Below are 15,020 nucleotides of genomic sequence, written 5' to 3'. Positions count from 1 at the left end.
TTGAAAACCCTACCCTTCCTCGGAGAAATCATCGCTTCCGTACAAGCGGTTCGCCACCGTTTCCGGCTGTACGGACGATAAAATGACGTGATCGCTGTCGGTGATGATGACCGCGCGCGTTCTTCGGCCGTGCGTCGCGTCAACGAGCTTGCCGCTTTCGCGCGCATCTTGGATGATCCGTTTAATCGGCGCCGAATCAGGGTTGACAATCGTAATGATGCGGGTGGCCGACACCATATTTCCATACCCAATGTTAATAAATCTCATCATGACGCGCCCACCTGCCATATGTCATAGTTTTGCCGCCGGCAAGCCGCCTTAAACGGTTTATTCCACGTTTTGCACCTGCTCGCGCATTTTCTCAAGCACGCTTTTCATCTCAACGACTTGCGCGGCGATCAAGCTGTCGTTCGCCTTGGCGCCGATCGTGTTCACTTCGCGGTTCAGCTCTTGCACCAAAAAGTCCAGCTTCCTCCCGATCGGTTCGTCCGCCTCAAGGACGTCCGTCATTTGCGCCAAATGGCTGCGGATGCGTTTCAATTCCTCGTGAATGTCCGCCTTTTCCGCAAACACCGCCACTTCTGTGAGCAGCCGCGCTTCATCAACCGGAGAAGGCGCCCATTCGCGCAGGCGGCGCGCAAGCCGCTGGCGGTATTGCTCGACTACAAGCGGCGCCCGCTGCTCAATGACTTCCACCCCGGCTTCGACTTCATGAAGGCGGGCGCGCAAATCCGCGGCCAGCGCCTCCCCTTCGCGCCGGCGCATGGCCACAAGTTCCTTTGCCGCTTCATCGACAGCGGCCAAAAGCAGCGGCTCGACCTGCTCGTTCGCTCCTTCCTCTTCCACCACTTCGACGGCCCCATCAAGCCGAAGCAGCTCGGCCGCCGTCACGCTGCCGTCAATGGCAAATCGCTTTGCTGCCTCCTGCAACCCGGCCCAATATTGGCCGAGCAAATCCCAATCAATATGTACGTTCCGCTTTACAAGTCCTTCGCCGGCGATCGTGACGAACACTTCCACTTTTCCGCGTCGCACGTACGGTGAAATTGCTTTTTTTATTTTATCCTCAAACACGAGCCATTGTCTAGGGAGGCGAATGGAAATTTCACAAAACCGGTGGTTGACCGATTTCATTTCCACCGCCACCGTCAAGCGGTCCGTTTTTTTCGTGCTCGCGCCAAAACCAGTCATGCTGTAAACCATGCCATCACATCCGTTGCGTCGTTGATGAAAAAGAAAAGGTCATAGAGCGCTCCTCTATCACCTTTTTTATTATAACATATCCATCCTTTTATTTTCTCGTAAAAAGCGAGCCGGCAAACAAAAAGGTCGGCAAGGCGGACAAACCGATGATGAGCAGCCAATCGACGGCCGCAAGCGGCTTCGTATGGAACACGGCAGCCAGCGGCGGGTAGTAGATCACGACCAGCAGCAACAGCAGCGACACGATCACCGCTGCAACGAGATACATGTTGCCGAACGGACTGCGGTCAAAAACCGAACGATCGCAGCGGCAGTCGAACACATGGATCAATTGGGCCAACACAAGCGTCGCAAACGCCGCCGTCTGAGCGTAAACGAGATCCGCGCCGCTCCGTTCATAGGCGGTCAGAAACGCAGCCAGCGTAACAACGCCGATCAAAAAGCCGCGGCTTACGATTTTCCAGCCGAGCCCGCGGGCGAACACCCCTTCATCCGGACGGCGCGGCGGCCGCTTCATGACATTTTCCTCCGGACGGTCGAGCCCAAGCGCCATGGCTGGCAACCCATCGGTCACGAGATTCACCCATAAAATTTGAATCGGCACGAGCGGCAGCGGCAAGGCAAGCAGCATCGCAAACAACATGACGAGAATTTCCCCGACGTTCGAGGCGAGCAAGTAGCGGATAAACTTGCGGATGTTTTCGTAAATGTTGCGCCCCTCTTCGATCGCGGCCTCAATCGTCGCAAAGTTGTCATCAAGCAGCACGAGCGACGCCGCCTCTTTCGCCACTTCCGTCCCCGACCGGCCCATCGCGACGCCGATATCCGCCGCTTTCAACGCCGGCGCGTCGTTCACCCCGTCGCCGGTCATGGCGACAATATGACCGCGGCGCTTAAAGGCGTTGACAATTTTCAGCTTATGCTCCGGGGAGACGCGGGCAAACACGTAAATATTATCGACCTCGCGTTCGAGCTCGTCGACCGACAGGCGCGATAACGTCGCCCCATCCATCACTTTTCCGCCGGGCGGGAGCACGCCAAGCTGTTTGGCGATGGCGGTGGCTGTCAACACATGGTCGCCGGTGATCATCACCGTTTTCATGCCTGCCTCTTTGCATCGCGCCACTGCTTGCTTCACCTCAGGGCGCGGCGGATCGATCATGCCGGCGACGCCGAGAAACCGAAGCTTTGTCTCCGCATCCTTCTCCGACTCGATCCGTTCCGTTTCCGCAAGCGGCCGATACGCAATGGCGATCGTGCGCAAGGCGGAAGACGCCATCTGGCGAATCGCCTTCTCGATCGTTTCTTTCCACGCCGGGGTCAGCATCTGCTCGCGGCCGTTCCATTCCAGGCGGTCCGCCCGCTCAAGCAGCACATCGGGCGCCCCTTTCGTCACGACAAACCGACGGCCGTTTCGGTCGCGAATGATGACCGTCATCATTTTCCGCTCGGAATCAAACGGAAACTCCCGCTCGATCGCATACTCACCTAGCAGACTTCGTTTTGTAATCCCCGCCTTCGCTGCCGCGACCAGCAGCGCTCCTTCCGTCGGATCGCCGTCGACGTAACGCCGGCCGTTTTCCTCTTTCAACTCCGAACTATTGCAAAGCACCCCCATTGTCAATAGGCGAGCGAGCTCGGGAACGCGGTTCGGATCAACCGTCCGGCCGCGTTCAGAAAACTCGCCATCCGTTTCAAGACCAACGCCGCTTACCGCAAATGTCCGCCCGCCTGCCCATACTTGTGTGACGGTCATCATGTTTTCCGTCATCGTCCCCGTTTTGTCGGAACAAATGACCGAGGCGCAGCCGAGCGTTTCCACTGCTGGAAGTTTGCGGACGATGGCGTTTCGTTTGATCATCCGCTGCACGCCAAGCGCCAAGACGACCGTCACAATGGCCGGCAACCCCTCCGGAATGGCGGCGACCGCGAGCGACACACCAGCCAAAAACATTTCATACAGGTCGTGCCCTTGAATGACACCTACGACCACGACCGCTGCCGTCAGCGCCAATGCGACGACAAGCAAAATTTTCCCAAGCTGCTCGAGTCGGCGCTGGAGCGGGGTTGCCCCCGCATCCGCCTCTTCGAGCATCGTCGCGATTTGTCCCATCGCTGTTTTCATCCCAGTGGCGATGACAATCCCGACCCCATTCCCTCTTGTCACGAGCGTCCCCATAAACGCCATATTGTGCAAATCGCCAAGCGACGCCTGTTTCGTATGAAGCGGGGCGGCGGATTTGGCCACCGGCACTGATTCGCCCGTCAGCGCCGACTCCTCGATTTCCAGGCCGGCCGCCTCAATCAAGCGGACGTCGGCCCCGACCCGGTCGCCGCTTGCAAGCCTCACCACATCGCCGACAACAAGCTCGCGCGTGGGGACTTTCACCCACTCCCCGCCGCGCAACACAACCGCTTGCGGAGCGGACAACCGTTTTAAGGCGGCAAGCGACTTTTCCGCCCGCCGCTCTTGGATAAACCCGAGAATGGCGTTCATGATCACGATGACAACAATCGCCGCCGCATCGACATACTCGCCTAAAAACGCGGAAATCACCGTCGCCGCAAGCAGCACCAACACCATAAAATCTTGAAACTGGCGGAAAAAGGCGACGATGGCCGACTCCTTCTTCCCTTCCGCCAGCTCGTTGTAACCGAACTGCCGCAGCCGTTTTTCCGCCTCCGCCGCCGTAAGTCCGGTCTTGACATTCGTCTTCGTCTCGTGCGCGACATCGCTTGCCGCGAGCGTATGCCATTGCATCTGTCTCCCTCCGTCCTTCCATCTTTTCAGCGCACTGTTCCCGCTTTTTTATGCTTATTCACCCCTGTCCGAAAAAATGATCAACTCTCCGCCATGATGTCTGGCAGCATAAACAGCCCGATGTTATCGGCTGACCACGGTCCTGTCCTTATAAGCGAAAAGCTGTGCACCAATTAATGATGCAACCTTTTCGCCCTCCATCATCGCCCGTGCTCAAGCAATGTTCAAAGAAATGTTCAAAACGGCGGGTCGTATGGTAAGATCGAAATAGCAAACAACCGAAACAGAAAGGTGTTTTTCTATGTCGTTCGACGGAGTGTTTACTTATGCTATTGTCAACGAACTCGAAGAAGCGCTCACAGGGGGCGGATCACGAAAATCCACCAGCCGTCGGCGTATGAGATCGTCATGCTCGTGCGCGCCCGCGGCCAGAATCATAAAGTGATGCTGTCGGCGCATCCGACGTACGCCCGCGTCCATTTGACAAACGAAACGTACGACAATCCGCCCGAGCCGCCGATGTTTTGCATGCGGCTGCGCAAACAGTTGGAAGGAAGCATCATCGAGTCGGTCCGCCAAGCCGATTTCGACCGCATCATCATCATCGATGCAAAAGGCCGCGATGAACTCGGCGATCTGCAGACGAAGCGGCTCATCATCGAAGTGATGGGCCGCCATAGCAACATTATCCTCGTTGATGCATCGACCAACACGATCATCGACAGCTTGAAACATTTGCCGCCATCGGTCAACCGCTACCGGACGGTGCTTCCCGGGCATCCGTACGTCGCTCCGCCGACGCACGGCAAGCTGAATCCGCTTGAAGCGACGGAAGAAACGGTGCTGAAAAAACTCGACTTTCACGCCGGCAAGCTCGCCCAACAGCTTGTCTCCGCCTTCAGCGGCCTTTCGCCGCTATTTGCCAACGAAGCCGTCTTCCGCGCCGGGCTCGCCAACCGAGCGACGCTGCCAAAAAGCTTTCTTTCGCTCATCGATGACGTGCGCGGCCGCCGCTTTGCCCCGATGATGTACACGAACGGGGAAAAAGAATGGTTTTACGTGTTGCCGCTTCGGCACTTGCAAATCGAAGGCCAGCCGTTTGCGAGTGCAAGCGAGCTACTCGACCGCTTTTATTTCGGCAAGGCCGAGCGCGACCGCGTCAAGCAGCAAGCCCATGACATCGAGCGGCTCATGGCAAACGAAAAAGCGAAAAACGAAAAAAAGCTCCTCAAGCTCGAACAGACGCTGGAGGAAGCGAAACAAGCCGACATGTATCGACTGTACGGCGAGCTGCTCACCGCCCATTTGTACGCCATAAAGCGCGGCATGACGGAAATCGAGGTCGCAAACTACTACGACGAAAACGGAGGCACGGTCACCATTCCGCTCGACCCGCAAAAATCGCCGTCCGAGAACGCGCAGCAGTACTTTCAAAAATACCAAAAAGCGAAAAACTCGCTCGTCGTCGTGCAACAACAAATCGAGCGGACGAAAGAAGACATCGCCTATTGCGACACGATTTTAAGCCAGCTGGAAACCGCCTCGCCGAAAGATGTCGAGGAAATCCGCGACGAGCTCATCGAACAAGGCTATTTGCGCCCGCGCGCCGCGAAAGGAGCAAAAAAGCGGAAAACCGCCGTCCCTGAGCTCGACCGCTACGTCGCAAGCGACGGCACGGAAATACTCGTTGGCAAAAACAACAAACAAAACGACTACTTGACGACAAAGCTCGCTCACAAAGACGACATTTGGCTCCATGTCAAAAACATCCCCGGCTCGCACGTCGTCATCCGGAACAAGCAGCCGTCTGACGAGACGCTCTTGGAAGCGGCGAATCTCGCCGCCTACTTCAGCAAAGCCCGCCACTCCGGATCGGTGCCTGTCGACTACACGCGCATCCGCTATGTAAAAAAACCGAGCGGCGCCAAGCCGGGATTTGTCATTTACGAACACGAGCAAACGCTCTACGTCACGCCGGATGAAGAACTCGTCCGCGCCATGAAACAACGGCAAAAACAACAAGCGGCAAAACCATCGTAAACGCGCTCCAATGGCCGCCCAACACGGCATCGGGCGATTCGCGCGAACTCCCGCAAACCGAAACGGTCCAGCGCCGCATCAAAGACAGCGGGCTGTCTGTAAGACCAGCTGCATTGGCCTTACGGACAGCCCGCTTGGCAAACTTGTCGAGTCAACCACAAGCCGCCATCGCGAATGCAATTTGTTATCTTCAATCATCGTTGCCGTTTTGGATATGGTATAATAATGAAAAAAGCGAGGGAGATCCGATGAATCCAGAACCATCCAAACTGTATACGTATGCCGATTATATTCAATGGGATGGGCGTTGGGAGCTTATTGATGGAAAAGCTTACAACATGAGCCCTTCACCAACGTGGGAGCATCAGTTTACCGTTATGGAACTATCGTTCGCATTTCGTTCGTACTTTCAAAATAAAGATTGCTACGTTGCCATTGCTCCGTTTGATGTTCGTCTCTCCGAAAACGATGACTACACATATGCAAAACATGTCGTTCAACCCGATATTTCTGTCATTTGCAATCGAAACAACTTAACACCAAACGGCTGTTTAGGCGCGCCAACACTCATTGTCGAGGTTCTTTCTCCGTCTACAGCATTAAAAGATCGAAATGAAAAATTTAAACTATACGAACAATTTGGTGTAAAAGAATATTGGATTGTTGACCCTTTGTATAAAACGATTGAAGTATTTGGGTTAGAAGATGGATTTTTTAAAAAAAGAGAAGCGTTTGGGGAAAATGAAACCATCATCTCTTTTCTATTTACCGATTTTTCTCTCGAGGCGAGGCGATTATTTTTTCAATAAAAATATCCGTATGACTTACACGTCAATGCTCTCATCCATGCCCAATCCCTGCAGAATCCTTCGCTGATCAGGGGTGGTCTCCCTAGCCTGCGTTGGATTTGCCCATCCGGCAGTTCCAACAGAACGATTCTCACATACCAAAACCATTGAAAAATCGCTTGTCCGGTTGGTCGGGGCCGTTTCCGGCCGCCGTACCGACCGAAACGCTTTCCACGAGGCCGCGGTCATCATACGTAAAAGTAGCGCCGGCTCCGTTTCCTGTCGTGAAGTTTTGATTTTATTTCCGTTGGCATCATAGTCATTCGTGGTCACATCATGGAGCGGACCGACGGTTTTGATGAGTTTGCCGGTCGCATCATAAGAGTAGGTAAACTCTTGTGACTGGCCATCGCTTGTACGAATGACTTTCGAAGTCATATTGTCATTCGCGTCATATTCATAGTTGACGGAAGTGCCGTTTGCTAACAACAGCTGTTTGAAGCGATCCGATAAATCATTGTTCCACTCCAATTCGCTGTGGTTCCTTCAAAGCTGCTATTTACAACTGGGGTGTAGGTGGAAGAAACCTGTGATTGGCTGCTTCATTAAAGATACACTGAATTTTACGGCCATTCGGAACAGACAAAGTTCGACATGGTTTTTCATTTTCTTGCAGAAGCTTGCGTGAGTAAAATATTTGTCGTCAAAATGGAGAAAGAATCCTAGAAGGCCGGTGATTTACTAGGGCAACAGCTTCCCGGAATCGCTTCTCAAGTAGAAAATCCTTGTAGCATCAGCCCCTATTTTCACACGTTCACCCATCGATCAAGGAAAACAGCGGTTTTTCACCGGTCTTCTAGTACTTCGGTGAAATTTCATCAAAAAGGGGCTTTTGCGTCAGCCCCTTTTCGCTTGCGTTGATTTTATTTCCCCCACTCCTCCGGATTCTCCCGCCATTTTCGCAATGTCGCCAAGTCGTGCTCGCTGACGGCGCCAAGGCGGACGGCCGTTTCGATGAGGGTGTTGTAGTCCGTAAGCGTGTAGGCAGGCAAATTCTCTGCCGCAAACGCCTGTTTCGCTTTTTCGAGCCCGTATGTGAAAATGGCGGCGACGCCCAGCACCTCGCAGCCCGCTTCTTTCAAGGCGCGGACGGCCGCAAGCGAGCTGCCGCCCGTCGAGATTAAGTCTTCGATGACGACGACGCGCTGGCCCGGTTCGGCTTTGCCTTCGATTTGTTTTCCTTTGCCGTGCGCTTTTGCTTGGCTGCGGACGTAGCACATCGGCAGCCCGAGCCGTTCGCTTACCCAGGCGGCGTGCGGGATGCCGGCGGTTGCAGTGCCGGCGATGAGATCCGCTTCCGGGAAATGGGTGCGGATCAGCTCCGCGAGGCCGTCGGCGATCGTGCGGCGCACGTCGGGGTAAGCGAGCGTCAGGCGGTTGTCGCAATAAATTGGCGATTTCAAACCCGAGGACCAGGTGAACGGTTCGTTCGGCTGCAGGGCGACCGCCCCGATTTCAAGCAATTTGGCGGCGATGTCGTGTTTCATTCTCTCTCTCCTCCGTTCCATTCGTGCTGCAAGCGATTGTACGCTTCAAGCGGATCGGCGGCGCGGGTGAGGCTGCGGCCGACGACAATGTAGTCGGCGCCGAGCTCGCGGGCGCGCTTTGGCGTGACGACGCGCACTTGATCGTGCGCCGCCTCATCGGCAAAGCGGATGCCCGGGGTGACGGCGAGAAACGAGGCGCCACACCGTTCTTTGATGAACGCCGCTTCGTTCGCCGAGCAGACGACGCCGTCAAGCCCGCTCTCTTTCGCCAAGGCGGCGTAATGGGCGACTGTTTCCGCAAGCGGGCGGGAAATCCACAGCTCCTCGTGAAGCATTCGCTCGTCCGTGCTTGTCAGCTGGGTGACAGCGATGCAGCGCGGCCTCCTCATGCCGCTTGGCGTGCCGGCGTCAAGCCCCTCGATCGCCGCTTCCATCATGCGCCGGCCGCCGGCGGCGTGGACGTTCACCAAATCGGCGCCGACACGGGCGAGCCCTTTCATCGCCTGTTTCACCGTATTCGGGATGTCGTGCAGTTTTAAGTCTAAAAAGACGGCATGCCCTTGTTCTTTGAGAAACGCGACGATGGACGGCCCTTCCTGATAGTACAGCTCCATCCCGACTTTGACAAACAGCGGCGTTCCGGCAAACGGGCGCAAAAACCCCTCCACCTCTTGTTTTGATGGAAAATCAAGCGCGACAATGAACGGCGTGTGCACCAGTCTTCCAGCTCCTTCCTATGCATTCGGAAATGTGGCCGATCCCGAGTTCATCGAGCAGCGCCGGCAGGTCGGCGATGATCGTCGGGCAGACGAACGGGTCGACGAAGTTGGCCGTGCCGATGGCAACCGCGCTCGCGCCGGCATAGAAAAATTCGAGCACGTCTTCCGCCGTTTGAATGCCGCCCATGCCGATGATCGGAATCGACACCGCCTGGCTCACTTCGTAAATCATGCGGATGGCGATCGGCTTGACCGCTGGGCCGGATAAGCCGCCGGTGCCGTTGGCCAAAACGGGGCGGCCTGTTTTCACGTCGATGCGCATGCCAACGAGCGTATTGATCATCGTCAAGCCATCGGCGCCCGCCTGTTCAATCGCTTTTGCCATCGCCACGATGTCGGTGACGTTCGGCGACAGCTTCACGTACACCGGCACGGCGGACACTTCTTTGACAAGCCGCGTCAGCTCGGCGGCCACGTCCGGCACGGTGCCGAACGCAATCCCGCCTTTTTTCACGTTCGGGCAGGAAATGTTGAGCTCTAGCGCATGGACGTTCGGCGCCTGTGAGATCGCCGCGGCCACCTCGACGTACTCTTCCACCGTCGAGCCGGCGATGTTGGCGATGATCGGGACGTCAAACTGTTCAAGCCACGGCAGTTCTTCCGCCAGCACTTTGTCAAGGCCTGGGTTTTGCAGGCCGATGGCGTTTAACATCCCGCCCGGCGTTTCTGCCACCCTTGGCGTCGGGTTGCCAAAGCGCGGCTCTTTTGTCGTCGCCTTGATCATAATGGCGCCTAACACGCTTAAATCGTAAAATTGGGCGTACTCGCGGCCAAATCCGAAACAGCCGGACGCCGGCATGATCGGGTTTTTGAGCGAAAGACCCGGCAGTTCAACGGCAAGCCGGTTCATAGCACCACCTCCCCGGCCCGAAACACCGGACCGTCGCTGCATACTTTTTTATACGCCGTCTCGCTCCCTGGCACATGGCAGACGCAGGCGAAACACGCCCCGACGCCGCAGCCCATCCGCTCTTCCAGCGACAAGTACACCGGCCGGTTCGGAAACCGTTCCGCCAGCGCCCGAAGCATCGGCTTCGGGCCGCAGGCGTACAAGACGTCAAACTCAAGCAAGCGCGCTTCGATCACATCGGTGACGCGGCCCGGCGTTCCGTGCGAGCCGTCATCGGTTGCGACATACGTCGCCCCAAACGCGGCGAATTCCTCTTCATAAAAGACCGCCGCTTTCGTTTGGAACCCGAGCACGCTCACCACTTTGACGCCGCGCTTTGTGAGCTGTTTCGCCAGTTCATAGAGCGGCGGGACGCCGATGCCGCCGCCGACCAGCAGCGCCCGGCCGCCCGCCGGCGCGGCCTCGAGCGGAAAGCCGTTGCCGAGCGGGCCGAGCACATCGACCGCATCGCCCGGCTGTTTTTGCGCCAACATCGCCGTGCCTTTCCCTTCCTGGCGGTAAATGATCGTGCATTGCCCCTGCTTGTGGTCGATATGGCAAAGGCTGAGCGGGCGGCGCAAAAGCGGATCGGCGGATGCGGCCACTTTCACATGAACGAACTGGCCCGGCTGTTTCATCTCTTGCACGAGGCGGCCGGAAAGCGTCAATTCATACGTCCGCTCGGCGATCCGCCGCTGGCTTGCGACCGTCATTCGTTCACGGCCGATCATGACCGCACCAGCCCTTCCGTCATCGCCGTTGTCGAGAACGTCATCGATTCGAGCACTTGCAGCATCGCCCTTGCCGTATCAAGCGACGTCAAGCATGGGATGCCGTTTTCGACCGCTTCGCGGCGGATGCGGAAGCCGTCGCTTTCCGGCTGCTTCCCTTTCGTCAGCGTGTTGATGACGACTTGCGCCTTCCCTTGGCGGATGACATCCAAAATGTTCGGCGACGCCGAGTGGATTTTATTGACGACCGTCACCGGAATGCCGGCCGCTTTCAACGTTTCCGCCGTGCCGTTCGTCGCCAGCAGCTGATAGCCGATGTCGGCAAAGCGGCGCGCCAGCTCGACGGCTTCTTCTTTGTCTTTGTCGGCCACCGTCAACAGCACCGCCCCGTGCGGCTGGATCTGGATGCCGGAGGCGACGAGCCCCTTATAGAGCGCTTTTTCAAACGTCACGTCTTTGCCGATCACTTCGCCGGTCGATTTCATTTCCGGGCCGAGCGAAATGTCGACGTTGCGCAATTTCGCAAACGAGAACACCGGTACTTTCACGTACACGCCGGGGCGCACCGGGCAGACGCCCGTCTCATAGCCCATGTCGGCGAGCTTCGCCCCTAAAATGGCTTTCGTGGCGAGATTCGCCATCGGCACGCCGGTGATTTTGCTTAAAAACGGCACCGTGCGGCTTGAGCGCGGGTTCACTTCCAAGACGTAGACGTCGCTTCCTGCGACGACAAACTGAATGTTCAACAGCCCGACAATATGCAGTCCGCGCGCCAGTCGGATCGTGTAATCCGCGATCTTGTCGATCACTTCCGCGCTTAATGTCTGGGGCGGGTAGACGGCGATCGAGTCACCGGAATGGACGCCGGCCCGTTCGATATGTTCCATGATCCCCGGAATGACGACCGTCTCGCCGTCGGCGATGGCGTCGACTTCGACTTCCTTGCCGGTGATGTACCGGTCAACGAGCACCGGGTGCTGCGGATTGACGCGCACGGCATGTTCCATGTAATGAAGCAGCTCTTCGCGGTTGTACACGATTTCCATCGCCCGGCCGCCGAGCACGTACGATGGGCGGACGAGCACCGGATAGCCGATTTCTTCGGCGATGGCAACCGCTTCTTCGACCGAAACGGCGGTTTTGCCGGCCGGCTTCGGAATGCCGAGTTCCGAGAGCGCCTGTTCAAATTTGTCGCGGTCTTCGGCACGGTCCAAATCCTCAAGCGTCGTCCCAAGCAAGCGGACGCCGCGCGCTTCGAGTTCCGCCGCCAAGTTGATGGCCGTCTGACCGCCGAATTGGACGATGACGCCGACCGGCTGTTCGAGGTCGATGACATGCATCACATCTTCAGCCGTCAACGGTTCGAAATACAGTTTGTCCGATGTGCTGAAGTCGGTCGAGACCGTTTCCGGGTTGTTGTTGATGATGATCGCCTCATAACCGGCCTGCTTAATGGCCCAGACGCAATGGACGGTCGCGTAGTCAAACTCAATCCCTTGGCCGATGCGGATCGGGCCGGAACCAAGCACGATGACGCTCGGTTTTTCCGTCACGATCGATTCGTTTTCTTCCTCGTACGTGCTGTAGTAGTACGGCGTTTCCGACGTGAACTCGGCCGCGCACGTATCGACCATTTTGTACACCGGCACGATGCCTTCCTGGCGGCGCAGCGCGTAAACGTCGCGCTCCGTTTTGTTCCATAACGCCGCTATCGCCGCATCGGAGAAGCCGAGCGCTTTCGCTTTCTTTAACACGTCAAGGTCGCCCTGGCGGCTTTTCAACACTGTTTCCATCTCGATGATGTTTTGAATCTTATGCAGGAAAAAGCGGTCAATTTGGCTCCATTCATGCAACGTATCGACCGCCACCCCGCGGCGGAGCGCCTCGGCGATGTAAAAGAGCCGCTCATCGCCCGCCTTGCGGATCCGTTTTTCGATCACGTCGTCGGCCGCGTGTTTCGCTTCCTTCAATTCGAGATGATGCACGCCGATCTCGAGCGAACGAACGGCTTTTAACAGCGATTCTTCGAACGTCCGGCCGATCGCCATCACTTCGCCGGTCGCTTTCATTTGCGTGCCAAGGCGGCGGTTCGCCGATTCAAATTTGTCAAACGGAAAGCGCGGAATTTTCGTCACGACATAATCGAGCGCCGGCTCGAAGCAGGCGTACGTTTTCCCGGTGACCGGGTTGATCATTTCGTCAAGCGTCAGCCCGACGGCGATTTTCGCCGCCAGTTTCGCGATCGGATACCCCGTCGCTTTTGACGCCAGCGCCGACGAGCGGCTGACGCGCGGGTTCACTTCAATGACGTAATAGCGGAAGCTGTCCGGGTCGAGCGCCAGCTGGACGTTGCAGCCGCCTTCGATGCCAAGGGCGCGGATGATTTTCAAGGACGCGTTCCGCAAAAGCTGATATTCGCGGTCGCTTAACGTCTGGCTCGGGGCGACGACGATTGAGTCACCCGTATGAATGCCGACCGGGTCGATGTTTTCCATGTTGCAGACGACGATGGCGTTGTCGTTGGCGTCGCGCATCACTTCGTATTCAATCTCCTTGTAGCCAGCGATGCTCCGTTCGAGCAAGCATTGGTGCACCGGGCTCAGCTTCAAGCCGGTTGACACAATCTCGACAAGCTCTTCTTCGTTCGTGCAAATGCCCCCGCCCGTGCCGCCGAGCGTGAACGCCGGACGGACGATGACCGGATAGCCGATTTGTTCGACAAAGGCGTACGCTTCTTCCAAGCTGTGAATAATCGCGCTTTCCGGCACCGGCTCACCAAGCTCGTTCATGAGAGCGCGGAACTGTTCGCGGTCTTCCGCTTTTTCGATCGCTTCAAGCTTCGTGCCGAGAATTTCGACGCCGCACTCCTCGAGCACCCCGGCTTTGGCGAGCTCGACCGCCAAGTTAAGGCCCGTCTGGCCGCCGAGCGTCGGCAAAATCGCATCCGGCCGCTCCTTGCGGATGATGCGGGCGACAAACTCAAGCGTCAGCGGCTCCATATAGACTTTATCGGCGATTTCCGTATCGGTCATGATCGTCGCCGGGTTTGAGTTCACCAGAATGACTTTGTATCCTTCTTCTTTTAGGGCTAAGCACGCTTGCGTTCCCGCATAGTCGAACTCGGCCGCCTGGCCGATGACGATCGGCCCCGAGCCGATGACTAAAATCGTTTCAATGTCGCGGCGTTTAGGCATGGATGACTTCCCCTTTCTTGTTGAACTCACGGATGAGCGCCAAAAACTCGTCAAACAGCGAATTCGCATCTTCCGGCCCCGGCGACGCTTCCGGATGATATTGCACCGTAAACGCCGGGAAATCGAGATGGCGGAGCCCTTCGACCGTGCCGTCGTTTAAGGCGACATGCGTCACTTCAAGACGCGTGCCGGCAAGCGATTCATGCGTGACCGTATAACCATGGTTTTGCGCCGTGATGGCGACTTTGCCGGTGCGCAAGTCTTTGACTGGATGGTTCGAGCCGCGATGGCCGAATTTCATCTTCTCCGTATTCGCCCCGCACGCCAACGCGAACAGCTGATGGCCGAGGCAGATGCCAAAGAGCGGCGCTTTGCCCAAGATCCCGCGGATCATCTCGATCGCTTCCGGCACGTCTTTCGGGTCGCCCGGTCCGTTCGAGAGCATGACCCCATCCGGATGCCAGCTGAGCACGTCTTCCGCCGTCGCGTTGTACGGCAACACGATGACATCGCAGTTTCGCTTGTTCAGTTCGCGCAAAATGCCGTGCTTCATCCCAAAGTCGATCAAGACGACGCGCTCGCCGCGCCCCGGGCTTGGGTAGGCGCTTTTTGTTGAGACGCGCCGCACTTGGTCGCGCGGCCACTCCATCGCCCGCAGCTTGGCCGCCGCTTCCGCCGGATGGACATCCAGCCCGCAAATCATTCCTTTCAGCGTTCCGTGCTGGCGGATGACCCGTGTCAGTTTGCGCGTGTCAATGCCCGCGAGTCCCGGAATGTCTTTTTCTTTTAAATACTCATCCAGCGTCAGTTCGCCGCGCCAGTTGGACGGCATGAGGCACGCTTCTTTGACGATGAATCCGTGCACGTACGGGCGGATCGCTTCAAAGTCGTCGCGGTTAATGCCGTAGTTGCCGATCAATGGATACGTCATCGTCACAATTTGCCCGCAATACGACGGGTCGGTCAAAATTTCTTGATACCCGGTCATGCCGGTGTTAAAGACGACTTCGCCGGTCGTCTCTTTCGTGCTGCCAAACGCTTCGCCGACAAAAAACGAACCGTCTTCCAAAATGAGCTGCCGTTTCATG

At 56.9% G+C, this 15,020-nt stretch carries 10 protein-coding genes and 3 pseudogenes; 2 read left to right on the top strand and 11 right to left on the bottom strand.

Annotation, left to right across the window (positions count from 1 at the left end):
- Window positions 1-9: 9 nt before the first annotated feature.
- From remA to A0V43_RS02960, 3 genes are all read right to left on the bottom strand, one after another.
- The gene (remA, locus tag A0V43_RS02970) at window positions 10-288 is read right to left on the bottom strand and encodes an extracellular matrix/biofilm regulator RemA (RefSeq protein WP_033011206.1); all 279 of its coding nucleotides are present in this window, start codon (window positions 286-288) and stop codon (window positions 10-12) included.
- Between the two features lie 39 nt (window positions 289-327).
- Entirely contained in the window at window positions 328-1,203 is an 876-nt protein-coding gene (locus A0V43_RS02965) for a YicC/YloC family endoribonuclease (protein ID WP_063192352.1), read from the bottom strand.
- A gap of 88 nt (window positions 1,204-1,291) precedes the next feature.
- Window positions 1,292-3,964 carry a calcium-translocating P-type ATPase, SERCA-type gene (locus A0V43_RS02960; protein WP_063192351.1) on the bottom strand — a complete coding sequence of 891 codons (2,673 nt, stop codon included), beginning with the start codon at window positions 3,962-3,964 and terminating at the stop codon, window positions 1,292-1,294.
- Window positions 3,965-4,265: 301 nt separating this feature from the next.
- On the opposite strand from A0V43_RS02960, the pseudogene A0V43_RS02955 reads away from it, so the two are divergent.
- Together A0V43_RS02955 and A0V43_RS02950 are read left to right on the top strand one after the other, a co-directional pair.
- Window positions 4,266-6,004 (top strand): annotated as a pseudogene (locus A0V43_RS02955) (Rqc2 family fibronectin-binding protein).
- A 248-nt stretch (window positions 6,005-6,252) separates the two neighbouring features.
- Complete coding sequence (locus A0V43_RS02950; RefSeq protein ID WP_015374381.1) at window positions 6,253-6,813, top strand: Uma2 family endonuclease; 561 nt, start codon at window positions 6,253-6,255, stop codon at window positions 6,811-6,813.
- A gap of 15 nt (window positions 6,814-6,828) precedes the next feature.
- Here A0V43_RS02950 and A0V43_RS18560 read toward each other — a convergent pair.
- The 8 genes and pseudogenes from A0V43_RS18560 to A0V43_RS02915 form a co-directional block, all read right to left on the bottom strand.
- Window positions 6,829-7,004 (bottom strand): annotated as a pseudogene (locus tag A0V43_RS18560) (IS1634 family transposase); the annotation flags it as partial.
- A 76-nt stretch (window positions 7,005-7,080) separates the two neighbouring features.
- A pseudogene (locus tag A0V43_RS20970) lies at window positions 7,081-7,320 on the bottom strand (Wall-associated protein precursor); the annotation flags it as partial.
- A gap of 395 nt (window positions 7,321-7,715) precedes the next feature.
- Window positions 7,716-8,339, bottom strand: a complete 624-nt coding sequence (gene pyrE / locus A0V43_RS02940) for an orotate phosphoribosyltransferase (protein ID WP_063192349.1) — start codon at window positions 8,337-8,339, stop codon at window positions 7,716-7,718.
- The gene (pyrF, locus tag A0V43_RS02935) at window positions 8,336-9,055 is read right to left on the bottom strand and encodes an orotidine-5'-phosphate decarboxylase (RefSeq protein WP_063192348.1); all 720 of its coding nucleotides are present in this window, start codon (window positions 9,053-9,055) and stop codon (window positions 8,336-8,338) included. Before pyrF ends, pyrE begins: the two co-directional genes overlap by 4 nt.
- Window positions 9,027-9,968 (bottom strand): dihydroorotate dehydrogenase, encoded by a 942-nt coding sequence (locus tag A0V43_RS02930; protein ID WP_063192347.1) that lies wholly within the window; start codon window positions 9,966-9,968, stop codon window positions 9,027-9,029. Before A0V43_RS02930 ends, pyrF begins: the two co-directional genes overlap by 29 nt.
- Window positions 9,965-10,738 (bottom strand): dihydroorotate dehydrogenase electron transfer subunit, encoded by a 774-nt coding sequence (locus tag A0V43_RS02925; RefSeq protein ID WP_063192346.1) that lies wholly within the window; start codon window positions 10,736-10,738, stop codon window positions 9,965-9,967. Before A0V43_RS02925 ends, A0V43_RS02930 begins: the two co-directional genes overlap by 4 nt.
- Entirely contained in the window at window positions 10,735-13,932 is a 3,198-nt protein-coding gene (carB, locus tag A0V43_RS02920) for a carbamoyl-phosphate synthase large subunit (RefSeq protein WP_063192345.1), read from the bottom strand. The genes A0V43_RS02925 and carB overlap by 4 nt, the downstream gene beginning before the upstream one ends.
- The gene (locus A0V43_RS02915) at window positions 13,925-15,019 is read right to left on the bottom strand and encodes a carbamoyl phosphate synthase small subunit (RefSeq protein ID WP_063192344.1); all 1,095 of its coding nucleotides are present in this window, start codon (window positions 15,017-15,019) and stop codon (window positions 13,925-13,927) included. The genes carB and A0V43_RS02915 overlap by 8 nt, the downstream gene beginning before the upstream one ends.
- Window position 15,020 lies beyond the last annotated feature (1 nt).

The sequence above is a fragment of the Geobacillus sp. JS12 genome, assembly GCF_001592395.1.
GTDB classification, from domain to species: Bacteria; Bacillota; Bacilli; order Bacillales; family Anoxybacillaceae; genus Geobacillus; species Geobacillus zalihae.
Note: the sequence above shows the minus strand (reverse complement) of the source record. Positions and strands in the feature narration are given on the sequence as shown.